This is a genomic window from Streptomyces sp. Root431, from assembly GCF_001426585.1.
In the GTDB taxonomy this organism is placed as follows: Bacteria; Actinomycetota; Actinomycetes; order Streptomycetales; family Streptomycetaceae; genus Streptomyces; species Streptomyces stackebrandtii.
On the sequence record NZ_LMEI01000011.1, the window covers coordinates 49,200 to 69,997 of the forward strand.

The 20,798-nt window shown below is 72.1% G+C and carries 21 protein-coding genes; 10 read left to right on the forward strand and 11 right to left on the reverse strand.

The genetic code is table 11. The features are described from left to right. The first annotated feature begins 21 nt into the window (after positions 1-21). Both ASC82_RS19855 and ASC82_RS19860 read left to right on the forward strand, forming a co-directional pair. Positions 22-1,386 carry an MFS transporter gene (locus tag ASC82_RS19855; protein ID WP_056649735.1) on the forward strand — a complete coding sequence of 455 codons (1,365 nt, stop codon included), beginning with the start codon at positions 22-24 and terminating at the stop codon, positions 1,384-1,386. A 255-nt stretch (positions 1,387-1,641) separates the two neighbouring features. Then, entirely contained in the window at positions 1,642-2,016 is a 375-nt protein-coding gene (locus ASC82_RS19860) for an RNA polymerase-binding protein RbpA (RefSeq protein ID WP_015032218.1), read from the forward strand. 152 nt (positions 2,017-2,168) lie between these two features. Here ASC82_RS19860 and fxsA read toward each other — a convergent pair whose 3' ends face one another. The 4 genes from fxsA to ASC82_RS19880 all read right to left on the reverse strand — a co-directional run bounded on the left by fxsA (position 2,169) and on the right by ASC82_RS19880 (position 6,247). Then, a complete protein-coding gene (gene fxsA / locus ASC82_RS19865) occupies positions 2,169-2,762 on the reverse strand; it encodes an FxsA family membrane protein (RefSeq protein WP_056649738.1) in 594 nt (197 codons plus the stop codon). Between the two features lie 85 nt (positions 2,763-2,847). Next, a complete protein-coding gene (locus tag ASC82_RS19870) occupies positions 2,848-3,624 on the reverse strand; it encodes a polyprenol monophosphomannose synthase (protein WP_056649742.1) in 777 nt (258 codons plus the stop codon). Between the two features lie 450 nt (positions 3,625-4,074). Continuing rightward, positions 4,075-5,727 carry an amidohydrolase gene (locus ASC82_RS19875; protein WP_056649745.1) on the reverse strand — a complete coding sequence of 551 codons (1,653 nt, stop codon included), beginning with the start codon at positions 5,725-5,727 and terminating at the stop codon, positions 4,075-4,077. Between the two features lie 79 nt (positions 5,728-5,806). Continuing rightward, positions 5,807-6,247 (reverse strand): Lrp/AsnC family transcriptional regulator, encoded by a 441-nt coding sequence (locus ASC82_RS19880; protein WP_017242178.1) that lies wholly within the window; start codon positions 6,245-6,247, stop codon positions 5,807-5,809. A gap of 226 nt (positions 6,248-6,473) precedes the next feature. On the opposite strand from ASC82_RS19880, the gene ASC82_RS19885 reads away from it, so the two are divergent. Next, complete coding sequence (locus tag ASC82_RS19885) at positions 6,474-6,842, forward strand: hypothetical protein (protein WP_037645901.1); 369 nt, start codon at positions 6,474-6,476, stop codon at positions 6,840-6,842. Between the two features lie 41 nt (positions 6,843-6,883). Here ASC82_RS19885 and ASC82_RS19890 read toward each other — a convergent pair whose 3' ends face one another. Both ASC82_RS19890 and ASC82_RS19895 read right to left on the reverse strand, forming a co-directional pair. Beyond that, a complete protein-coding gene (locus ASC82_RS19890; RefSeq protein WP_056649748.1) occupies positions 6,884-7,975 on the reverse strand; it encodes a phosphotransferase family protein in 1,092 nt (363 codons plus the stop codon). Positions 7,976-7,984: 9 nt separating this feature from the next. Beyond that, positions 7,985-9,121: a hypothetical protein gene (locus tag ASC82_RS19895; protein WP_056649753.1), complete on the reverse strand. Its 1,137-nt coding sequence runs from the start codon at positions 9,119-9,121 to the stop codon at positions 7,985-7,987. Between the two features lie 267 nt (positions 9,122-9,388). On the opposite strand from ASC82_RS19895, the gene ASC82_RS30415 reads away from it, so the two are divergent. Then, positions 9,389-9,655 (forward strand): hypothetical protein, encoded by a 267-nt coding sequence (locus tag ASC82_RS30415; protein ID WP_056649755.1) that lies wholly within the window; start codon positions 9,389-9,391, stop codon positions 9,653-9,655. On the opposite strand, the gene ASC82_RS19905 is transcribed toward ASC82_RS30415, so the two are convergent. The 5 genes from ASC82_RS19905 to ASC82_RS19920 all read right to left on the reverse strand — a co-directional run bounded on the left by ASC82_RS19905 (position 9,618) and on the right by ASC82_RS19920 (position 14,390). Next, on the reverse strand, positions 9,618-10,790 hold the full coding sequence (locus tag ASC82_RS19905) for an acyl-CoA dehydrogenase family protein (protein ID WP_024760810.1): 1,173 nt from the start codon (positions 10,788-10,790) through the stop codon (positions 9,618-9,620). The genes ASC82_RS30415 and ASC82_RS19905 overlap by 38 nt on opposite strands. 95 nt (positions 10,791-10,885) lie before the next feature. Beyond that, positions 10,886-11,035: an SCO1431 family membrane protein gene (locus tag ASC82_RS30080; protein ID WP_107105930.1), complete on the reverse strand. Its 150-nt coding sequence runs from the start codon at positions 11,033-11,035 to the stop codon at positions 10,886-10,888. A 290-nt stretch (positions 11,036-11,325) separates the two neighbouring features. Continuing rightward, positions 11,326-12,108: an SAM-dependent methyltransferase gene (locus ASC82_RS19910; RefSeq protein ID WP_056649757.1), complete on the reverse strand. Its 783-nt coding sequence runs from the start codon at positions 12,106-12,108 to the stop codon at positions 11,326-11,328. A gap of 79 nt (positions 12,109-12,187) precedes the next feature. Next, entirely contained in the window at positions 12,188-13,249 is a 1,062-nt protein-coding gene (locus tag ASC82_RS19915; protein ID WP_056649759.1) for a cobalamin-independent methionine synthase II family protein, read from the reverse strand. A 106-nt stretch (positions 13,250-13,355) separates the two neighbouring features. Continuing rightward, positions 13,356-14,390, reverse strand: coding sequence for a LacI family DNA-binding transcriptional regulator (locus ASC82_RS19920; RefSeq protein ID WP_056649762.1), 1,035 nt, complete (start codon positions 14,388-14,390; stop codon positions 13,356-13,358). Between the two features lie 258 nt (positions 14,391-14,648). On the opposite strand from ASC82_RS19920, the gene ASC82_RS19925 reads away from it, so the two are divergent. The 6 genes from ASC82_RS19925 to ASC82_RS19950 all read left to right on the forward strand — a co-directional run bounded on the left by ASC82_RS19925 (position 14,649) and on the right by ASC82_RS19950 (position 20,775). Beyond that, positions 14,649-15,923, forward strand: a complete 1,275-nt coding sequence (locus ASC82_RS19925; protein WP_242427714.1) for a sugar ABC transporter substrate-binding protein — start codon at positions 14,649-14,651, stop codon at positions 15,921-15,923. Between the two features lie 294 nt (positions 15,924-16,217). Further along, positions 16,218-17,036, forward strand: a complete 819-nt coding sequence (locus ASC82_RS19930) for a sugar ABC transporter permease (protein WP_199862587.1) — start codon at positions 16,218-16,220, stop codon at positions 17,034-17,036. After that, on the forward strand, positions 17,033-17,911 hold the full coding sequence (locus ASC82_RS19935; RefSeq protein ID WP_056649773.1) for a carbohydrate ABC transporter permease: 879 nt from the start codon (positions 17,033-17,035) through the stop codon (positions 17,909-17,911). Before ASC82_RS19930 ends, ASC82_RS19935 begins: the two co-directional genes overlap by 4 nt. A gap of 88 nt (positions 17,912-17,999) precedes the next feature. Beyond that, entirely contained in the window at positions 18,000-18,968 is a 969-nt protein-coding gene (locus ASC82_RS19940; protein WP_056649776.1) for a hypothetical protein, read from the forward strand. Continuing rightward, a complete protein-coding gene (locus ASC82_RS19945) occupies positions 18,965-19,948 on the forward strand; it encodes a hexose kinase (protein ID WP_056649779.1) in 984 nt (327 codons plus the stop codon). Before ASC82_RS19940 ends, ASC82_RS19945 begins: the two co-directional genes overlap by 4 nt. Further along, on the forward strand, positions 19,939-20,775 hold the full coding sequence (locus ASC82_RS19950; RefSeq protein WP_056649783.1) for a class II fructose-bisphosphate aldolase: 837 nt from the start codon (positions 19,939-19,941) through the stop codon (positions 20,773-20,775). The genes ASC82_RS19945 and ASC82_RS19950 overlap by 10 nt, the downstream gene beginning before the upstream one ends. The last annotated feature ends 23 nt before the right edge of the window (positions 20,776-20,798 follow it).

Below are 20,798 nucleotides of genomic sequence, written 5' to 3' on the forward strand. Positions count from 1 at the left end.
GACGAGCGAGGGGGCGCGGCCTTGACCGCAGACACCACCGAACCGGAGGAGTACGCCGCCGGTACCGCCGAGCGGCGGCGCGAGCAGCGCGGCTGGTACTTCTACGACTTCGCGTGCTCGGTGTACTCGACGAGCGTGCTGACCGTGTTCCTCGGCCCGTACCTGACCTCGGTGGCGCGGGCGGCGTCCGACGCGGAGGGCTTCGTGCACCCGCTCGGGATACCCGTGCGGGCCGGCTCGCTCTTCGCGTACGCCGTGTCGGCCTCGATCGTGGTCGCGGTCCTGGTGATGCCGCTGGTGGGCGCGGTGGCGGACCGTACGGGCCGGAAGAAGCCACTGCTCGCGGCGGCGGCGTACCTGGGGGCGGCGGCCACGGCGGGGATGTTCTTCCTCGCGGGCGAGCGCTACCTCCTGGGCGCCTTCCTGCTGATCGTGGCGAACGCCTCGCTCGCGGTGTCGATGGTGCTCTACAACGCCTATCTGCCGCAGATCGCGGAGCCGGACGAGCGGGACGCGGTCTCCTCGCGCGGCTGGGCCTTCGGCTACACCTCCGGCGCGCTGGTCCTCGTGCTGAACCTGGTCCTCTACTCGGGTCACGACTCGTTCGGCCTCACCGAGGGCGAGGCGATCCGGATCTGCCTCGCCTCGGCCGGTGTGTGGTGGGGCGCCTTCACCCTCGTCCCGCTGCGGCGGCTGCGCGACCGGCACGTCCGCGCGGACGGGGGCGAGCGGGCCGGCTCGGTCGGCAGCGGCTGGCGTCAGCTGCGGGCGACCCTGAAGGACATGCGCCGGCATCCGCTGACGCTCTCCTTCCTGCTGGCCTATCTGGTCTACAACGACGGCGTGCAGACGGTGATCTCGCAGGCCTCGGTGTTCGGCTCGGAGGAGCTGGGCCTCGACCAGACGACCCTGATCACGGCGGTGCTGCTGGTCCAGGTGCTCGCGGTGGTGGGTGCCCTGGGGATGGGGCGACTCGCCCGGACGCACGGCGCCAAGCGGACGATTCTCGGCTCGCTCGCGGTCTGGACGCTGATCCTGGCGGCGGGCTACTTCCTGCCGGCCGACGCGCCCGTGTTCTTCTACTGTCTGGCGGCCGCGATCGGGCTGGTGCTGGGCGGCAGCCAGGCGCTGTCGCGCTCGCTGTTCTCGCATCTGGTGCCGCGCGGCAAGGAGGCGGAGTACTTCTCGGCGTACGAGATGAGCGATCGGGGACTGAGCTGGCTGGGTCCACTTGTGTTCGGTCTCGCGTATCAGCTGACCGGAAGCTATCGGGATGCCATCATCTCTCTCGTGATCTTCTTCGTTGTCGGCTTCGCCCTGCTCGCCCGGGTCCCGGTGCGGCGCGCGGTGGAGGAGGCGGGCAACCCGCTGCCGGAACGAATTTAGACGCGGAAGTGAAAGGCCGGTAGTGTACGCCTTTGGCCTGCCAGGCGGACCGTTACTGCGTGCTGCTTTGGTGAAGACAGTGGGTCACATCTGCCGTCAGATGTGACAAAACGGGCACTGGTGGGTACAACAAGGGGCGGCACGACGGGCGACGCATGACCCGGCACGGGAATCTTTACCGCCGACCGGACGTTGACCGGATAACGACGACAGCGACACCTGTCCTGTGGGCGACAAGCCCGGGAGGCACGATTCATGAGTGAGCGAGCTCTTCGCGGCACGCGCCTCGTGGTGACCAGCTACGAGACCGACCGCGGCATCGATCTGGCCCCGCGCCAGGCCGTGGAGTACGCATGCGAGAAGGGCCATCGTTTTGAGATGCCCTTCTCGGTGGAAGCGGAAATTCCGCCGGAGTGGGAGTGCAAGGTCTGCGGAATCCAGGCACTCCTGGTGGACGGGGACGGACCTGAGGAGAAGAAGGGCAAGCCTGCGCGTACGCACTGGGACATGCTCATGGAGCGACGCACCCGCGAGGAGCTGGAGGAGGTCCTTGCCGAAAGGCTGGCCGTCCTGCGCTCCGGCGCCATGAACATCGCCGTGCATCCGCGCGACAGCCGCAAGTCCGCCTAGCGGGCAGCCGGACGAACAACGCCGCGGGGCCCGGTACACGATCCGTGTACCGGGCCCCGCGGCGTTTTCGCGTACGTACGCGATGCGCACACCCCCGAGGAGCGGACAGACGTCCGCGCACCCCCGGAGGGATGCGCGGAGTACGGCCTCGGTCAGGGCATGAGGGGCGGGCGCGGCTCCTCGGGCCGGCGGGGGCCCTGGCTCGCGTCCTCGCGGACGACCTCACCCTGGACGACCTTTCCGTCCGGGCGGTGGATGCGCGCCTGCTGGAAGGCGTCCTGGAGGCTGCCGGGAGGTGCGGCGGTCATCCGCCGCTCGACGGCCTTCTCCGCGTACCGCCCGAGGAGCGAGCGGACCTGCGGGATCAGCAGCAGGAGTCCGGCCGCGTCCGAGACGAGGCCGGGGATCATCAGGAGCAGGCCGCCGAGCATCAGGAAGCCGTTGCGGTCCTCCGCGCCGGTCCGCGCGTCCGCCGGGGGCGCCTCGCCGGCCTGCGCGGCCGCCTGGGCCTGCTGGAAGGTCGTCCTGAGGTTCCGGAAGGCGCGCCGGCCCGCCCGCTTCACCACGGTGGCGCCGAGGACGGCGCCGCCGACGAGCAGGGCGAGCACGGTCAGCGCGCCCGTCGCGTTCGCCACCACCGTGAGCAGCCAGATCTCCAGGACCAGCCAGGCGGCGACGGCGAGGGGAAGGAACGTGCGTGCGCGGGAGCGCTTGGGGGCGAGGGGAGGCGGTGCGCCGGTCGTCATGGCTCCCAGTGTGCCTGGCACCCCGCCGGAACGTCGTAAAGAAAGGATCAGTACGCGCGACGGGGGCAGGCCTGCCGTGGAGCCGTCAGGAGGACTTGCGGCCGAGCAGTCGGCCGACCTTCTCCGCCCGGGCCGTCAGGCCCCAGCCGGTGACCCGCCACAGCGCCTCGACGACGATGTTCCGGCTCATCTTGGAGTCGCCGATCTCGCGCTCGACGAAGGTGATCGGGACCTCGACGACGTGGAAGCCGGCGGCGACCGCGCGGCGGGCCAGGTCGACCTGGAAGCAGTAGCCGGCGGAGGCCACGTCCTCCAGGCCCAGGCCCTCCAGGGTCTCCTTGCGGAAGGCCCGGTAGCCGCCGGTGACGTCGCGGATCGGCACGTCGAGCATCACGCGGGAGTAGAGGCTGCCGCCGCGGGAGATGAACTCGCGGGACTTCGGCCAGTTCACGATCCGGCCGCCCGGCACCCAGCGGGAGCCGAGGACCAGGTCCGCGCCCTTGAGCGCGGTGAGCAGCCGCGGCAGCTCCTCGGGCTGGTGCGAGCCGTCCGCGTCCATCTCGACGAGGACGCCGTAGCCCTGCTCGATGCCCCAGCGGAAGCCGGCGAGGTAGGCGGCGCCGAGCCCCTCCTTGCCCTTCCGGTGCAGGACGTGGACGTGATCGTCCTCGGAGGCGATCTCGTCCGCGAACTTGCCCGTACCGTCAGGGCTGTTGTCGTCGGCGACGAGAACGTGCGCCTCGGGTACGGCCTCCCGCACCCGCGCGACGATCGGCTTGATGTTCTCCGCCTCGTTGTAGGTCGGAATGATCACCAAGGCCTTGCCGAGCGGGCCGTAACGCCTCTGGCCACCGTCGTTCACTACTGCCCCTTCGGATACATACGCAGAACCCCACCATAGCGAGGTCCTCGGAGTGCTCCGGCGCGGGTGGTCGTGCGGGGAAGGGACATATGGGGGCGGTTGCCGTGCGGTGCGGGGCCCGACGTCCTTCGGTCCGACCTGGGATCCGCTGGCTGCGGGTCGACCGAGAGCCGTTGTCTACTGAACGTCCGGGCCCCACCCGGGTCGCACCTTCCGCCGGAGAAACCTTCCCTCGCGGCCGAGGCGCGGGCGGCGGTCGGCGACTGCGGGGCGGTTTCACACGGTCGGACGTCCTGTGGTGGACGCGGAGAACCTACCCGCCCCCGACCGTCGACTGTCAACACCCGCTTGACCTGCGGAGACTCCAAGAAAGGCCAGGCCGGAGGGGAAGATCCGCAGGTCGGGGACAAGCGTACGGAGCAGTGATCCGTGGTCGGAAATATCCCTACATCACTCGTTCGGCCGTACGAACACCGTCTGTCCGTACACCACCGTGCGCAGGCACACGGGGAGCTCCGCGCCGGGCGACAGATCGGGCAGACCCGGCGTGCCGGAGCGGGGGTCGGTGGACCAGCGGGCCACCCGGTCGTCGGGCGCCTGGACGAGGAGTTCGCCGGTACGCCAGATCGCGTAGTCGGCGGGGGCGCCGGGGACGAGCGTCCCGGCGTCGTCCCGGCCCACGGCCCGCCAGCCGCCCCGGGTGTGGGCGGTGAAGGCGGCCCGGACGGAGATCCGGTGCTCGGGGGTGCGGTGGAAGGCGGCGGCCCGGACGGTGCCCCACGGGTCGAGCGGGGTGACCGGGCTGTCGGAGCCGAAGGCCAGGGGCACACCGGCACGCAGGAGCGCCGCGTACGGGTTGAGGGCCCTGGCCCGCTCGACGCCGAGCCGGTCGGCGTACATCCCCTCCTCGCCTCCCCAGAGCGCGTCGAAGGCGGGCTGGACCGAGGCGGTGAGGCCCAGCTCGGCGAAGGCGGCGACGGTCTCGGGGGTGAGCATCTCGGCGTGCTCGACGCGGTGCCGGGCGGCCCGGATGCGCGCCAGGCCGAGCTTCTCGGCGGCGGCGCGGACGCCCTCGACGACGGCGGTGACGGCGGCGTCCCCGATGGCGTGGAAACCGGCCTGGAGGCCCGCCTCGGTGCAGGCCACGACGTGGGCGGCGACGGCGGGCGCGTCCAGATGGGCGGCCCCCGTGTGGGCGGAGTCCGCGTGGTCGGCGTACGGCTCGTGGAGGCAGGCGGTGTGGGAGCCGAGGGAGCCGTCGGCGAAGAGGTCGCCGGCCGCGCCGAGGGCACCCAGCGCGCGGGCCCGCTCGATGTCGAGGTCCGCCCAGTAGCCGACGATCCGGGGCCCGGCCTCGGCGCGGGCGAGGTCCAGGAGGCCGGTGAAGTCCTCCTCCGAGGAGATCTGGGGTCCGCCGCACTCGTGGAGGGTGCCGATGCCGAGGGAGGCGGCGTGGCTGCGGGCGGCGCGCTGCGCCTCCGTGCGCTGCGCCGGGGAGACGGCGGCGAAGGCCGCGGCGCGGACGGCGTGATGTGCGTCACCGGTGAGCGGCTGCTGTCCGTCGTGGAATCCGTCCAGGTCGCGGACGCCGGGGACGAGGTCGAGCAGGGCGGTCGTGACGACGGCCGAGTGGACGTCGATCCGGGTCAGGTAGAGCGGGCGGCCGCCGGTGAGGCCGTCGAGCTCGGCGCGCGTGAGCGGGCGGCGCTCGGGCCAGCGGGAGGCGTCCCAGCCGTGGCCGATGAGGATGCGGTCCGCGGGACGGGCGGCGGCGTGGGCCCGGATCAGCTCCGCCGCCTCGGTGAGGGAGGCGGCGGAGGACAGGTCGAGCCCGGTGAGGGCGAAGCCGGTGGCCGTGGTGTGGACGTGCGCGTCGACGAACGCCGGCGTGACGAGCGCGCCCTCCAGGTCGACCACGTCGTCCACGCCGGAGGCGAAGGCGTCGGCCGCACCCTCCGAGCCCACCCAGGCGACGTGCCCGCGCTCCACCACCATGGCCGTGGCGAAGGGATCGGCGGGGCTGTGGACTTCCCCACCGCGCAGCAGCACGGTGCGGTGTTCGGCGGCGGAGGCGGCGGGCGCCCCGGACATGGACTCACTCATGCGCCCAGGCTAGGACCTTCCGGAGGCCGGTTTGTCCGGCAGGTCCCCGATCGGGTCGGGCGCGCGGCCGGACGCGCGGTCAGATGCGCGGCGGACGGGCCTCGTACGGGGTGGACAGGACGACCGTCGTACGGCTGGAGACCCCGGCCTGCGAGCGGATGCGGCTGAGCAGGTGCTCCAGCTCCAGCGGCGTGGCGACCCGGACCTTCAGGATGTAGTTCTCGTCGCCCGCGACGCTGTGGCAGGCCTCGATCTCCGGGATGTCGGCGAGCCGGTCGGGGGTGTCGTCGGGGGCGCTCGGGTCGAAGGGTTTGACCGAGATGAAGGCGGTGAGCGGCAGGCCCACGGCCTCCGGGTCGACGACGGCGGCATAGCCGCGGATGACACCGCGCTGCTCGAGGCGGCGGACGCGCTGATGCACTGCCGAGGTGGACAGGCCGGTGGCCTTGCCCAGGTCGGTGTAGCTCATGCGCCCGTCCTTGACGAGCAACTCCACGATCTGACGATCCAGCTCCTCCATGCGGTGACCCTAGTCCGCCCCGAGCGCCCGGGGTCAACCGGGGGCGACCCGTATAGGCCGCTATGGGCCGTCACGGGGCACCTGCGCCGGGCATGTGACGAACGCCACAGGTTTGCGCCCGGCCCGGGTGACCGGCTCACGGTTATGCGGAGTTCCGCATGGGAAGTGCTTGCTGTGGTCGAGGCCGTAACAGACCCGGCCGACGCACCCGAGGGGGAGATTCTCCATGCAGGATCCTGTTGAATCCGTCGACACGTTCGACGAGCTCGACGCGTACGACACCTTTGAGATGTTCCGGGTCGTCTGCCCGGAGTGCGTGCAGCCGATCGCGCTGCTCGCCGACGAGGACGTGCTGCCGGAGCACGCCCTCTGCCCCACGCCGTGGAACCCCTTCGTCCTGACGGTCTGCCCGGGGACGGGGCTCGCGGCCTCCGCGGCCCGCCCGGCGGACGACAGCCTGGAGGTCCAGGAGCAGGACACCGCGCTGCTCCTGACGCTCCCCCAGGGTCTCGACTGGCGGACGCAGCCCTTCTCGCACGTCGGCGGTCCGGGCTCGCGCCCCCTGCGGGTGCCCCAGATGCGGCGCGCCGCCTAGGACCCGTCAGGCCCTCCGGGTGCCCTCTCGGGGCACCCGTCTCACCAGTAGCTTCCCCGCACCATCGCCGCGAGCGTGGCGTGGTGCAGGATCAGGCCGTCCGGGTCTCCGGGCACCTCGACCTCTCCGAAGTGAGCCTGCCGGTACGCGATCCTCAGCATGACGATCGCGTGCCGCAGCGCCGCGTAGAGGGTGTGGAACTCCATGTCGCGCGGGGTGTGCCCGGTCAGTTCGGCGTACCTCCGCTCGATCGCGTCGCGGCGCAGGAAGTCGGGCAGGCCGGGCTGGCCGAAGGAGACCGTGAGGTCCTGGAAGAAGCGGTGGAGGTAGACGGTCCAGCCGAGGTCGACCTCGCGCGGCACGCAGGCCGCCATCTCCCAGTCGAGGACGGCGGCGGGCGTGAACCCGTCGTAGACGATGTTCCCGATGCGGGCGTCGCCCCAGCCGAGGACGGCCGGGCCCTCGTCGGCCGGCCAGTGTTCCTCCAGCCAGGCGAAGGCCGACTCGATGAGCGGCGAGGGTGAGAGTCCCTCCACCACCCAGGCGTAGTAGGCGCGTTGGGCATCGACGTGGCGCCGCAGCGGAGTGCCCGCGCCGTCCGGCAGCAGGAACTCGGCCTCCTTCGCCGGAAACTGGTCGTGCAGTCGGGCCAGTACGGAGACGGACTCGTCCTCCAGGAGGGCGCGTTCGGCGTCGGTGGCGGCGTGCAGCCAGTTCCCCTCGTACGTATAGGGCATGACGTCCGGCGGCACCCTGCCCTCGGCACGGGCCATCACGAAGAAGGGGGCGCCGAGCGGCTCCGGGTCCTCCTCCAGCCAGAGCACGCGCGGTACGGGGACGTCGGTGTGCTCGCCGACCAGCGCCATCACGCGGTGCTGGCGGGCCATGTCGTAGACGGGGAAGACGGTGTACGCGGCGGGGTCGGCGGCCAGCCGCAGGGCGCAGCCGCGTACGGGGGCGTCGGGGTGGTCCAGGTCGAAGAGCAGGGTCTCGCTGGACATGCCGTTGGAGCCGGGCACGGAGAGGCCGGTGACGCGGGCGCCGGGCAGGTGGCGGTCGAGCCAGGCGGTGAGGCGCCGCCCGAGCTCCTCGGGGTCGCGGGTGGTGGTGCGGGGACGGGGTGCCGTGGTCACGGGGCCTCCTCAGGTGGCCGTCGAGGTGTGATCGGCGAAGCCGCTGGGGTCGTGGCGGCCGAAGGAGCCGTGTTCGAATATGCCGTAGCCGGTGTGGCCGTCGAGGGTGAAACGGGCGGCGTGGTCGGTGACGCCGTAGGCGGCCATGGGGTGCGCGGACGGGTCGCTGAGGTCGTAGACGCGCCGGTCGGTCCAGCCGCGGCCCTGCCAGGTGCCGTGCTGCCAGTCGGTGGCGGGCGGATATCCCGCGCCGACGGCCAGGGGTGAGGAGGCGAGGATCTCGACGCCGATCTCCAGGGGCTTCCCGGCCGGGTCGGCGAGGTGGACGACGGCCCGTTCGGGGTGACGGGTGCCCGGGCGGTACGTGATGTCGGTGCGGGGCCAGCCGAGTTGGGTGTCGCGGTGGCCGTCGCGTACGAGCAGGGCTTCGTTGAGGGTGCGGTAGCCGTCCGCGTCCTCCTGGGCGATGACCATGAGGAAGCGGTCCTCGAAGCGCATCGGGATCCAGAGCCAGTGGAAGCCCTCGGGGCGGAACTCGGCGGCGCGGCCGGGTTCTTCGCCGGGTATCGGGCGGACTCCCCAGCTGCGGTCGCGGGTTCCGGTCCACTCCCCCGCGGTGACCGTGAACTCCTCGCCGCCGGCGCTGATCGTGCCCGCGCAGTGGCCGGCCTGGACGAAGCGGCGGCCTTCGAGGGTGAGGCGGCCGCCGTGGCGCTGGGTGTGGTGGGGCTCCCAGACCGTGGGGAAGTCGCCGGTCCAGGTGAGGTCGAAGGAGAGCCCTTCGGGGTCGTCCGGGTCGGCCTCGCAGCGCAGGGAGAGGCGCTTGAGGGGTTCGTCGACCGTGATGGTGAGGGGTCCGACCGAGAGGTTCGTGCGGTCGTCGCCGAGGGCGTCGGAGGCGCGGACGGCGTGCAGCCGGTCGCCGGTGCGCAGGGTCGCGTAGGCGTCGATGACGCCGGTGTTCGGGTAGACGCCGAGGCCGGCGATGAGCAGGGCCCGGCCCTGGTGGTCGAAGACGTGGAAGATGCAGCGGTCGTAGGCGTTGCGGTCGCTGCTGACGTGGTGCTTCATCGAGAGCGGGGCCTGGTGCACGGGGTATTCGTCGAGCGCGACGGGCCGGTCGTCGACGTGCCGGTTGACCGACATGGCTGACCTCCTGATCGGCGGGTGGTACCGCGTCGGCGGATGCTTCCGCGATGGAAGCTGACGGTACGTCAGGTAAATGCCGGGGGACCAGAGTCGCGCACCGGGTACCGGGCGAACTGCCGCTCGAATCCGTTCGGGGGTGACCCCGGGCCGCCGGGGCGCGTTGGTCCGGGCATGACCACGCTGCAACACACGACTTCCAGCGGCTACGGTCGGCACCGGCAGGCCGAACCGCATGCTGAAGAATCGGTTCCTCGGAAGGCGCCGGTGCCGCCGCAGGCACCCGCCCCCGCGCCCCTCTCCGCCCCCGCCGCTCCCGTACCGGCCCCGGTGCCGGTGCCGGTGCCGGTCCCCGTCCAGGTCCACCCCGACCCGCCCATCTACCAGGACGTCCTCAGCCTCTGGGCCAGCGAGGGCCGCACCCTCCCGGGCCACCGCGACCAGGAGTGGACCCGGCTCGCCTCGGGCCCCGTCTGGGCCGACCGCACCGTACGCGTCAGCGGGACTCTGGTCCGACAAGGTGGCGCGCGATGACCACCCGCTGGATCTGATTGGTGCCCTCGACGATCTGCAGCATCTTCGCCTCCCGCAGGTACCGCTCCACGGGGAAGTCCGCGGTGTAGCCGTACCCGCCGAGCACCTGCACCGCGTCCGTCGTGATCCGCATGGCGGCGTCCGTGCAGAAGAGCTTCGCCATGGCTGCCGTACGCCCGAACTCCCGCCCCTCGTCCCGGAGCCGCGCCGCCTCCAGGTAGAGCGCCCGGCCCGCCTCGACCTGGGTCGCCATGTCGGCGAGCAGGAAGCGGAGCCCCTGGAAGTCGGCGATCGGCCGCCCGAACTGCCGGCGCTCCCGCGCGTACGCGACGGCCTCGTCCAGCGCCGCCCGGCCGAGCCCGACCGCGCAGGCGGCGATGCCGAGCCGGCCCGAGTCCAGGGCGGCGAGCGCGATCGCGAAGCCCTGCCCCTCCGCGCCGAGCCGCCGCGCCTCGGGGACCCGTACCCCGTCGAAGTGCAGTTGGGCGGTGGGCGAGCCCTTCATGCCCATCTTCCGCTCGGGCGGGGCCGCGCTCAGCCCCTCGGCGTCACCCGGCACCAGGAAGGCGGTGATGCCGCGCGCCCCCGGACCGCCGGTGCGGGCCATGACCGTGCAGAAGTCCGCGATCCCGCCGTGGGTGATCCAGGCCTTGGTGCCGTCGATCACCCAGGAGTCACCGTCCCGGACGGCCCGGGTCCTCAGCGCCGCCGCGTCCGAGCCTGCGGAGGGCTCGGAGAGGCAGTACGCGCCGAGCAGACCGCCGCCCAGCATCGCCGGCAGGTGCTCGGCCCGCTGCTCCTCGGTGCCGAAGCCCGCGAGCGCGTGACAGGAGAGCGTGTGGACGCTGACGCCGAGGCCCACGGTCAGCCGGGCCGCGGCGAGCTCCTCCAGGACCTGGAGGTAGACCTCGTACGGCTGTCCTCCCCCGCCGTACTCCGGGTCGTACGGCAGTCCGAGCAGTCCCGACCGGGAGAGCAGCGCGAACAGCTCGCGGGGGAAGACCCCGGCGGCCTCCTCCTCCGCGGCGCGCGGGGCGATCTCCCGCCGGGCGATGTCGCGGACCAGGGCGAGCAGCTCCCGGGCCTCGTCGGTGGGCAGTCGGCGTTCCACGCCGTCCGCGGGGCTTTCGGACATGGCCGGGTGCTCCTCCCTGCGGGGCGGCGCGAGCGGGCGCGCGCGAGGTCGCGGGGAGTATGCCCGTTCCGTCCCGGGGGATCACACGGCCGGCGTCACATGAGGCCCGCCCGGGTGACGAAGACGGCGAGCACGACGACCAGGGTCCAGCCGAGCACGTGCTCCAGGATCTTGGGCCCGTCGCCGTCCTTCGGACCGCCCGTGCGGGCGCGGGTGAGGAGTCGGGCGTAGGTGGTTGCGGTCATGGCCACCACAGTGCGGCACGGGAACGGCCCCGGGGTAGAGACGTCGGTCACGTCCCCCGGGGCCGCCCGGCGCGGCCGGACGGTGCCGGGGGCCGCGAGGGCCTTGCGCCGAACGGGCGGCGGCCGGTCCGGGCCGGAGAGGGGGCAGCCCCTCCTGTGCCGGAGACCACTCGGCCGCTCGCGCCGTACCGCTCGGTAGGGAGCCGGACGGCGCCCTCCGCCGCAGGCAGGGAACCCCTACCTACGGCGCGAGCCGCTCCCGGCGCAGGGGGCGCAGGGGTTCGCCACCGTCACTTGCGGCCGACGCCCGCGTACATCGCGACGTCGGCGGAGGGTGTCTCCGGCCGCCACGCGGAGCAGGACACCACGCCGGGCGGCAGCAGTTCCAGGCCGTCGAAGTAGCGCGCGACGGCGGTCGGGGTCCGCTGGGTGAGCTTCGGGGTGCCGTGCTCGTTCCAGAACGCCACCGCCGCGTCGACGTCCGGCATGTCGGGGTGGGTGACCGTGTGGGAGAGGACGAGGTAGCTGCCGGGGGCGAGCGCGTCCAGGAGCCGGCGGACGATCGCGTACGACTCCTCGTCGTCCTCGATGAAGATGACGACCCCGAGCAGCATCAGCGCGACCGGCTGGGAGAAGTCCAGCGTCTTCGATGCGGCGGCCAGGATCGCGTCGACGTCCCGCAGGTCGGCGTCCAGGTAGTCGGTGCGGCCCTCGGGCGTCCCGACCAGCAGGGCGCGGGCGTGCGCCAGGACGAGCGGGTCGTTGTCCACGTACACGACCCGCGCGTCGGGGGCGACGCGCTGGGCGACCTCGTGGGTGTTGTCGGCGCTCGGCAGCCCCGTCCCGATGTCCAGGAACTGCCGGATGCCCTCCTGCTCGGCCAGGTGGCGGACCGCCCGCCCGAGGAACAGCCGGTCCGCCTTCGCGTACTCCCCGATTCCGGGATGCAGGTCCCGGATCCGGTCGCCGGCCTCCCGGTCGACGGGGTAGTTGTCCTTCCCGCCGGTCCAGTAGTTCCAGATCCGGGCGGTGTGGGGCCGCGAGGTGTCGATGCGCGATGCTATGTCGGTCACTCCCGCAACGTAGCGCAGCGCGCCGTCAACTCCCTTAGGGAGCTGACACATTGCACCCGTCGTTCACTTTTTGCACGCCTTAGACGCCCAGCTCGCGCGCGGCGAGCGCGGTGCCCTCCACGCGGGCCCGGATCTTGGCGAACGCGACATCGCGGGAGGTCGACGTGTCGTCGGCGTACGGCGCGAAACCGGCGTCGTCGCAGGTGCCGAGCTGCTCCACCGGGATGTATCGGGCGGCCTCCAGGACGCGGTCGTGGACCTCCTGGGCCGTCTCCACGCGCGGGTCCAGCGGGTCGGTCACGCCGACGAAGACCCGGATGCCGGGCCGCATTTGGTCGGCGATGACGCTCAGGACGCGGGCGCGGTCGGGCTCACCGGCCAGCTGGAGGTAGAAGTTGCCGACGGTGAGCTTGAACAGCCGAGGCAGCAGCTCGGCGTAGTCGACGTCGAGGCTGTGGGTGGAGTCCTGGTCGGCTCCAGGGCCGGTGTAGACACCGATCCGGGCGCGCTCGGCCTCGGTGAAGCGGGACAGCACCTTGTTGTTCAGGCCGATGAATTCCTCCAGCAGCCCGCCGCTCGGGTCCAGCTTGAGCGACAGGCGGGCTTCCTCGAAGTCCAGCTGGACGACGTGCGCGCCGGCGTCCAGGCAGCCGCGGATGTCCGTCTCCGCCTCGTTCGCCAGGTCGTCGAGGAACTGCTCGCGCGGGTAGCCGGCGATCCCGTCGTGCGGGTAGAGCAGGCTGAGGGCCGAGGGGGCGGCGACGGCCTGCTTCACCGGGGACTTCGTGTGCTTCTTCGCGGCCCGCAGGTACTCCTCCGCGTGCGTCTTGAAGCGGAAGGGCCCGGAGGTGAGGCGGGGCAGCTGCCGCGTGTGGCCGTCCGCGAACGGGATGACGACCCCGTCGGCGGCCAGGTCGGAAAGCCCCTCCACCGGATACGTGAGGAAGCTGGGCTTGGCCTGCTCGCCGTCGGTGACCACCGGCGAGCCGGCGGCCTCCAGGCGCTCGATGGTCTCGCGAGTGGCCCGGCCCTGCGCCTCGGCGAAGGCGGCTCCGTCGATCCGCCCCTTCTCGAAGTCCGAAAGCGCGGCCAGCAGTTCGGGCGTACGCGGGATGCTGCCGATGAGTTCAGTAGGAATCACGGCGGCAGCGTAGGAGGAGGGGCGGCGCAGGCCTCCGCCGACACGTCCGCGAGGGCCTGATCGGCCACTTTCAGGGCATGGGGCGGCGTGCGGTTGACCTCCTCGGTCAGCGGCGGGGAGCCGTGGCCGTGCTGGCGCGGACGACGAGGCGCGGCTCGACGGAGCGCGGCTCGGGCAGGGGCCCGGGCGCCTCGATCCGGCGGAGCAGATGGGTCACCGCGAGGGCGCCCATGTGCTCGAAGGGCTGGGCGATGGTGGTGAGGGAGGGGGAGCAGTACTCGGCGAGCTCGATGTCGTCGAATCCGACGACCGAGATGTCGTCCGGGACGCGCAGCCCGGCCTCGTGGAGGGCCCGGATCACCCCGAAGGCCATCTCGTCGCTCGCCACGAAGATGGCGGTGACGTCGGGGATCCGGGCGAGGACGAGTCCGTTGCGGTAGCCGGAGCCCGGCGACCAGTCGCCCTCCAGGGGCGGGGGGACGGTGCGCCCCGCGGCCTCGAGTGCGGCCTGCCAGCCGTCGCGGCGCTGCGCCGATTCGAGCCACTCCGCAGGACCGGAGATGTGCCAGACCGTCTCGTGTCCGAGGTCCAGGAGGTGCTGGGTGGCGGTGCGGGCGGCCTGCGCCTGGTCGATGGCGAGGATCGCGGTCGCGTCGGTGCGTGAGCCGTCGATGGTGACGGTCGGGGTGGAGCGGGTGAGCTGCTCGATCCGGCTGCTGGAGTGGATGAGCGGCACCGACAGGATGATGCCCTCCACGCCCTGGTCGGCGAGCCGCGAAAGGGCGTTCTCGATGGCGTAGGTGTCGAGCGAGGTGGTGGTGGCGGTGCTGACGGCGTACCCCGACTCGCGGGCGGTGTTCTCGATGCCGGAGGTGACGGCGGCCCGGGAGTAGAAGTTCGTCTGGAGGGTCACGACGCCGATGGTCCGGCTGCGGCCCGAGGAGAGCATCCGGGCGGCGTTGTTCCGCCGGTAGCCGAGCTGGTCGACCGCGGCCAGCACCTTCGCGCGGGTCTTCTCCTGCACGTTCGGGTGTCCGGCGAGCGCGCGCGAGACGGTCTGCGCCGACACGCCGGCGACGCGCGCCACGTCCGTCATGCCGGGCGGGCGCCCCCCGAGGTCGGCGTCACCGTGCTTTCCCATGAGGTCCCTTCCTCGCGATCAACCCCGTCGATGGTATCGCCATGCATGCCGCTGAAGTGAAGTTTCAGCGGCAGCAAGTTCCTCCGATGAGAGACATTGGCATCGATAACATTCTCTGCCATAGTTCGGCCATCGATACGAGCCGGACGCAGGGCGTCGGCGGCGACCTTTCGGCCGTGCGGCCGCGTAGGACGTGTCGGTTCTGTTTCTTGCTTGCGGCACTCAGGAGGAGCTGTGAAGCGTAGTTTCATCCGTTTTGTGGGCATTGGCGGGGCTCTGACTCTCGCCCTCGCGGCCACTGGCTGCACCGGATCGAGCTCCGGCTCCGACTCCGCGCCCGACCAGAAAGCATCGATAACATTCTGGGGCTGGGCTCCGGGCTACGAGGACGCCGTCAAGGCGTTCAACGCCTCCCACCCGGGCATCGAGGTCACCTACCAGACGGTGCAGCCCGGCGCGAAGGGCGGCTACCAGAAGATGCTGAACGCCGTGAAGGCCGGGAACGCCCCCTGCCTGGCCCAGGTGGGGTACGAGACGATGCCCAGCTTCGCCGCCCAGGGCGCGCTGCAGGACGTGGCGGAGCACGCGGCCCCCGCCAAGAGCGAGTACCAGTCCGCCGCCTGGAACTCCGTGACCCTCTCGAACGCGGTCTACGGGGCTCCCGTGGACACCGGCCCGATGGCCCTCTTCTACAACAAGAAGCTGTTCGACTCGCTCGGTCTGAAGCCCCCGACCACCTGGGCCGAGTACCGCGCGGCGGGCGAGAAGATCCACGCCTCCGACCCGAAGCGGTTCATCTCCTCGCCCTACCAGGACTACGACTACGCAGGCCTCGCCTGGCAGGCGGGGGCGGACTGGTTCGGGGTCGAGAAGGACGCCTGGAAGGTCAGCATGGCCTCCGCGGAGAACAAGAAGGTCGCCGACTACTGGCAGGGCCTCGTCGACAAGGACCTGATCAGCAGCGCCCCCATGTACGACCAGGCCTGGTACACCGGCCTCGGCAACGGCACCATCGCCACGGTCGTCGGAGCGGTCTGGCAGGCCGGCGTCATCAAGGGCGGCGCCAAGGAGGGTGCGGGCCAGTGGGCCGTCGCCCCCATGCCGCAGTGGGAGAAGGGCGACAAGAAGGTCGGCAACGCCGGCGGCTCCGCCACGGCCGTCCTCAACGGCTGCAAGAACACCGCGGCGGCGTGGGAGTTCGCCCACTGGCTGGGCACCGACAAGGACGCCTTCGGCAAGCTGATCGAGAAGGCGTCGCTCTACCCGGCCGCCAGTGACCTGCTGTACCTGCCGCAGCTGAAGGCCGACCCGTACTTCGGTGGACAGCAGATCTACGAGGTCTTCGCCGCCGCCACTCCCGATGTCGACCCGGAGTGGACCTGGGGCCCGCTGATGACCTCCACGGTCACGGACCTCAACGACGGCCTCGGCAAGGCGTGGACCGGCAAGGGCACCATCGCGCAGGCGCTGAGTCACGCGCAGGACTCCACCGTCGCCGAGATGCGCAAGCAGGGTCTGGCCGTCGCCCCGTAGAGCAGGCCCGCCGGGCGGTGTCCCATGCCCCCGCCCGGCGGTAGCCGCCCTGTCCGCCCGACCGGGGCGGTAGCCGCCCCTGTCCGCCCGACCGTCGCCGGGATTCCCGCCACCGTTCCGGCGACGCCGCAGTGAGGAACGCCCGTGACCCATGCCCCCGCCGCGCACCGCGCCCCCGCACGGCGCCCGGCAACCACCACCCCGTCCCGCCGGACGCGTGAGACACCCCCCGGACGCCCCCGACGACTCGGCCCGCTGCTCTTCTGCGCCCCCTTCGTCGTCCTGTTCGTCGCCATGTACATCGCGCCGATCCTGTACGCGGCCTACAACAGCCTCTTCACCATCCGCCGCTCCGGCCTGGGCCTGACCGCGCCCACGGAGGTCTTCGCACCTCTGGACAACTACGCGCGGGCCCTGCACGACGGCTCGTTCACGGCCTCGCTGGGCCGCGTGGCCCTCTTCGGCGTCGTACAGGTGCCGCTCATGCTGGGGCTCGCCCTCGCGCTCGCACTGCTCATCGACTCCAAGTCCGCGCGGGGCAAGGGCTTCTTCCGCCTGACGAGCTTCGTCCCGTACGCGATTCCGGGCGTCAGCGCCGCACTCGTGTGGTCGTTCATGTACTCGTCGACGTCGAGCCCGCTCAACCGGCTGCTCGAACCGCTCGCCGTCACCGTCCCCTTCTTCGACGAGGACGTCGTGCTCTGGTCCGTGGCCAACATCGTCACCTGGAGCTGGGCCGGCTACAACATGATCATCATCTACGCGGCCCTCCAGTCCATCCCCGCCGAAGTCCTCGAAGCCGCACGGATGGACGGGGCGTCCGCCCTGCGGATCGCCTGGAGCATCAAGATCCCCGCGGTGCGGGGCGCGCTGGTGCTGACCACGGTGTTCTCGATCATCGGCTCGGCCCAGCTGTACAACGAGCCGGCCGTGCTGCAGCCGGTCTCGGGCGGATCGATCTCCTCCGCGTTCACCCCTCTGATGTCGGCCCAGAGCGCGGTCGCGGCCGGCAACTACCCCTACGCAGCCGCCCAGTCGGTCCTGCTCGCGGTCGCCGTGGGCATGGTGTCGCTCATCTTCTTCAAGCTGACCCGCCGAGGAGACCACGCATGACCACGGTGATCCCCGCCCCCGCCGCCCGGATCCGGCCCCGGCGCGAGACGAGCCCCGCGAGTCGCCTCACCGTGCTCGCCCTGCTGGGACTGTCCGCGTTCTACTTCCTCTTCCCGCTGTGGTGGCTGCTGGTGGCGGCGACCAAACCCTTCGGGGAGCAGTTCGGCGGCAGCGGCCTGTGGTTCGACGGCTTCGGCCTGTTCGACAACATCGCGCGGCTCGGCGGTCACGACGGCGGCATCTTCTGGCGCTGGATGCTCAACAGCGTCCTGTACTGCGGCGTCGGAGCGCTGATCGGCACACTCCTCTCCGCCCTCACCGGCTACGCGCTGGCCAAGTACGACTTTCCCGGCCGCGGGGCGCTGTTCTCGCTGGTCCTGGCGGCCGTCCTCGTGCCCAAGGTGCTGTTCACGCTGCCGCTGTACCTGATGTTCTCGGGCGTCCATCTGATCGACAATCCCCTCGCGGTCCTGCTGCCGAGCGTCGTCAGCCCCTTCGGCGTCTACCTCGCCCGGGTCTTCGCCGAACAGAGCGTGCCCGACGAGGTCCTCGAAGCCGGCCGGCTCGACGGCGCCGGGGAGTTCCGCCTCTTCCGCACGGTCGCGGTGCGGATGATGCTGCCCGCCCTGGTCACGATCTTCCTCTTCCAGTTCGTGGAGATCTGGAACAACTACCTCCTGCCCGCCATGGTCCTGGGCGACGACCGGCTGCAGCCCGTCACGGTCGGCCTCGTCGGCTGGAACGCCAGCCACGTCGCCGTGCCCCCGCCCCTCGTCGTCATCGGTTCGCTGGTGTCCATCGCGCCGCTCCTGATCGCCTTCCTCTCGCTCCAGCGGTTCTGGCGCGCGGGCATGACCGCGGGAGCCGTCAAATGACCCCTCCGTAGAGGAGCGCCGGCCGACACGCCGCGCACCACCGCCCCGATCCCCCGGCCCGTTCGCCGCCCGAAAGGAACCCGTACCGATGTCCAGCCCTGACAGCGCCGCGTACCCCTCCCACACCGCCCACGAGATCACCACCCAACCCGACTGCTGGCGCAAGGCCGCTGCCGCCGCCGCGGATCACGGCGCCGCGCTGCCCGGCCGCGGTGAGCGCGTCGCCGTCGTGGGCTGCGGCACCTCCTGGTTCATGGCCCTGGCCTACGCCGAACTGCGTGAGCAGGCAGGTCACGGCGAGACGGACGCGTTCGCCGCCTCCCTGTTCCCCGTCGGCCGCCGCTACGACCGCATCGTGGCGCTGACCCGCTCCGGTACGACCACCGAGGTCGTGGACCTCCTGGCCCGGGTACGCGGCCAGGCCTCGGTCACGGTCGTCACCGCCGACGGCACCACTCCCGTGGCCGACGTCGCCGACAGCGTCATCGTGCTCGACCACGCCGACGAGAAGTCGGTCGTGCAGACCAGGTTCGCCACCACGGCCCTCGCTCTTCTCCGGGCCCATCTGGAGGGCCAGGGCCCCCTCCCCGAGGGCGTTCGCACGATCGCCGAGGCCGCCGAGGACGCGGAGCGGGCGGTCGTCGTGCCCTTGCCCGGCGACCTTTGCGCGGCGGAGCAGATCACCTTCCTGGGCGACGGCTGGGCCTACGGTCTCGCGCTGGAGGCCGGCCTGAAGATGCGGGAGGCGGCCGGCTCCTGGACGGAGGCGTACCCGGCGATGGAGTACCGCCACGGCCCCATCAGCATCACCGCGCCAGGGCGTGCCACCTGGGTCTTCGGGCAGGCCCCGAACGGCCTGGCCGACGACGTCGCCCGTACCGGCGGTGCGTACGTCGCCGAATCCGGCGGCGGCACCGGCGCGATGGACCCGATGGCCGACCTCATACGGGCACAGCGCCTCGCCGTGCACCTCGCCGGTACGCGGGGGCTCGACCCGGACCGCCCGCGGGCCCTGACCCGCTCGGTGGTGCTGGCCGACGCACCTGTCGCCCAGTGATCCTGACCGTCACCCTGAACGCGGCGCTGGACGTCACGTACTTCGTCGACGAAGTGACGCCGCACACCTCGCACCGCGTCGAGCGGACCGTCGAACGCGCCGGGGGCAAGGGCATCAACGTGTCCCGCGTCCTGGCCGCGCTGGGGCACCCCGTGCTCGCCACCGGGCTGGTGGGAGGAACCACCGGGCAGTCGGTGAGGGAGGACCTCCGTGCGGCCGGTCTGCGGGACGCACTCGTGCCCGTCCTGGGGGAATCCCGCAGAACCGTCACCGTCGTCTCGCAACGCAGCGGCGACGCCACCGTGTTCAACCAGGCCGGGCCGCACGTCGACCTGCGCTCCTGGGCCGAGTTCACCCGGCGGTACGCCGAACTCGTCGGGCAGGCCACGGTCGTGGTCCTCGCCGGGAGCCTCCCGCCGGGCCTGCCCGACGACGCGTACGCGGGGCTGGTGGAGACCGCCCGCGCGGCCGGAGCCGTCACCGTCCTCGACACCAGCGGCCCCGCCCTGCTCGCGGCGCTGGCCGCGCGGCCCGACGTGATCAAGCCCAACGCGGCGGAGATCATCGATGCCACCGGCCGCTCGGACCTCGCGCAGGCGGCAGCCGAGCTCCAGGCGCGCGGAGCACGCGCGGTCGCCGCCTCCGACGGCCCGCGGGGCCTCTACGCCGTCACCCGGGACGGACGCCACCGCGCGGTCCCGCCCGCCCGACTCCGCGGCAATCCGACCGGCGCCGGCGACGCGTGCGTCGCCGCCCTGGCGGCAGGGCTCGCGGCCGGCCTGCCCTGGCCGGAGATCCTCCGGGAGGCCGTCGCCCTGTCGGCGGCCGCGGTCGCGGCGCCGCTCGCCGGCGACTTCGACCGCGTCCTGTACGAGCAGTTCCGTACCGAAGTGAGCGTGGAGACGACCCTGTTGGCCGCACCCCCGCTGGAGCCAGCTCCTTTGGAGACGACCCCGTTGGAGACACCCCCATGCCCCTGACCCCCACGGACGACATCATCGGCCCCGCCCACGCCCACAACCGTGGTGTCGGAGCCTTCAACGTCGTCCAGCTGGAGCACGCCGAGGCCATCGTGGACGGCGCGCACCGGGCGAACCTGCCCGTGATCCTCCAGATCAGCGAGAACACCGTCCGCTACCACGGGTCCCTGGCCCCGATCGGCCGCGCCGCACTGGCCCTGGCCGAGGAGGCGACGGTGCCGGTGGCCGTCCACCTGGATCACGCCGAGTCCGAGGACCTCGTACGCGAAGCAGTCCGGCTCGGCTTCACGTCCGTGATGTTCGACGCCTCCCGGCTGCCCTACGAGCGGAACGTGGCCGTGACCCGGGCCGTCACGGAGTACGGGCACAGGGGCGACGTACTCGTCGAGGCCGAACTCGGCGAGGTGGGCGGCAAGGACGGCGCCCATGCGCCAGGGGTCCGCACGGACCCGGACGAAGCCCGCGAGTTCGCCGCCGCGACGGCGGTGGACTGCCTCGCGGTCGCCGTCGGCAGCTCGCACGCGATGGCCACACGCGACGCCGAGCTCGACTTCGGCCTGATCGCCCGCCTGCGCGGCAGCGTCGGCGTACCCCTCGTCCTGCACGGCTCCTCGGGCGTCTCGGACACGGACCTCGCCCGTGCCGTGCGGGCCGGCATGACGAAGGTCAACATCTCCACCCATCTCAACGGCATCTTCTCCCACACCGTGAGGCGGGAACTGGACCGCCTGCCGGCCGTCAGCGACTCCCGGAAGTACATCGGTCCGGCCCGCGAGGCCGTCGCGACGGAGGTCGCACGCCTCCTGAACGTCCTGGCGCTCGCCTGACACCTACGCGGCGGAGCGGGCGC

Excerpts from the sequence above, each read along its gene's own strand:
- ASC82_RS19860 (WP_015032218.1), top strand. The coding sequence starts at position 1,642 with ATGAGTGAGCGAGCTCTTCGCGGCACGCGCCTCGTGGTGACCAGCTAC.
- fxsA (WP_056649738.1), bottom strand. The coding sequence starts at position 2,762 with ATGACGACCGGCGCACCGCCTCCCCTCGCCCCCAAGCGCTCCCGCGCA.
- ASC82_RS19875 (WP_056649745.1), bottom strand. The coding sequence starts at position 5,727 with ATGAGTGAGTCCATGTCCGGGGCGCCCGCCGCCTCCGCCGCCGAACAC.
- ASC82_RS19880 (WP_017242178.1), bottom strand. The coding sequence starts at position 6,247 with ATGGAGGAGCTGGATCGTCAGATCGTGGAGTTGCTCGTCAAGGACGGG.
- ASC82_RS19885 (WP_037645901.1), top strand. The coding sequence starts at position 6,474 with ATGCAGGATCCTGTTGAATCCGTCGACACGTTCGACGAGCTCGACGCG.
- ASC82_RS19895 (WP_056649753.1), bottom strand. The coding sequence starts at position 9,121 with ATGTCGGTCAACCGGCACGTCGACGACCGGCCCGTCGCGCTCGACGAA.
- ASC82_RS19905 (WP_024760810.1), bottom strand. The coding sequence starts at position 10,790 with ATGTCCGAAAGCCCCGCGGACGGCGTGGAACGCCGACTGCCCACCGAC.
- ASC82_RS30080 (WP_107105930.1), bottom strand. The coding sequence starts at position 11,035 with ATGACCGCAACCACCTACGCCCGACTCCTCACCCGCGCCCGCACGGGC.
- ASC82_RS19920 (WP_056649762.1), bottom strand. The coding sequence starts at position 14,390 with ATGGGAAAGCACGGTGACGCCGACCTCGGGGGGCGCCCGCCCGGCATG.
- ASC82_RS19930 (WP_199862587.1), top strand. The coding sequence starts at position 16,218 with ATGTACATCGCGCCGATCCTGTACGCGGCCTACAACAGCCTCTTCACC.
- ASC82_RS19935 (WP_056649773.1), top strand. The coding sequence starts at position 17,033 with ATGACCACGGTGATCCCCGCCCCCGCCGCCCGGATCCGGCCCCGGCGC.
- ASC82_RS19940 (WP_056649776.1), top strand. The coding sequence starts at position 18,000 with ATGTCCAGCCCTGACAGCGCCGCGTACCCCTCCCACACCGCCCACGAG.
- ASC82_RS19950 (WP_056649783.1), top strand. The coding sequence starts at position 19,939 with ATGCCCCTGACCCCCACGGACGACATCATCGGCCCCGCCCACGCCCAC.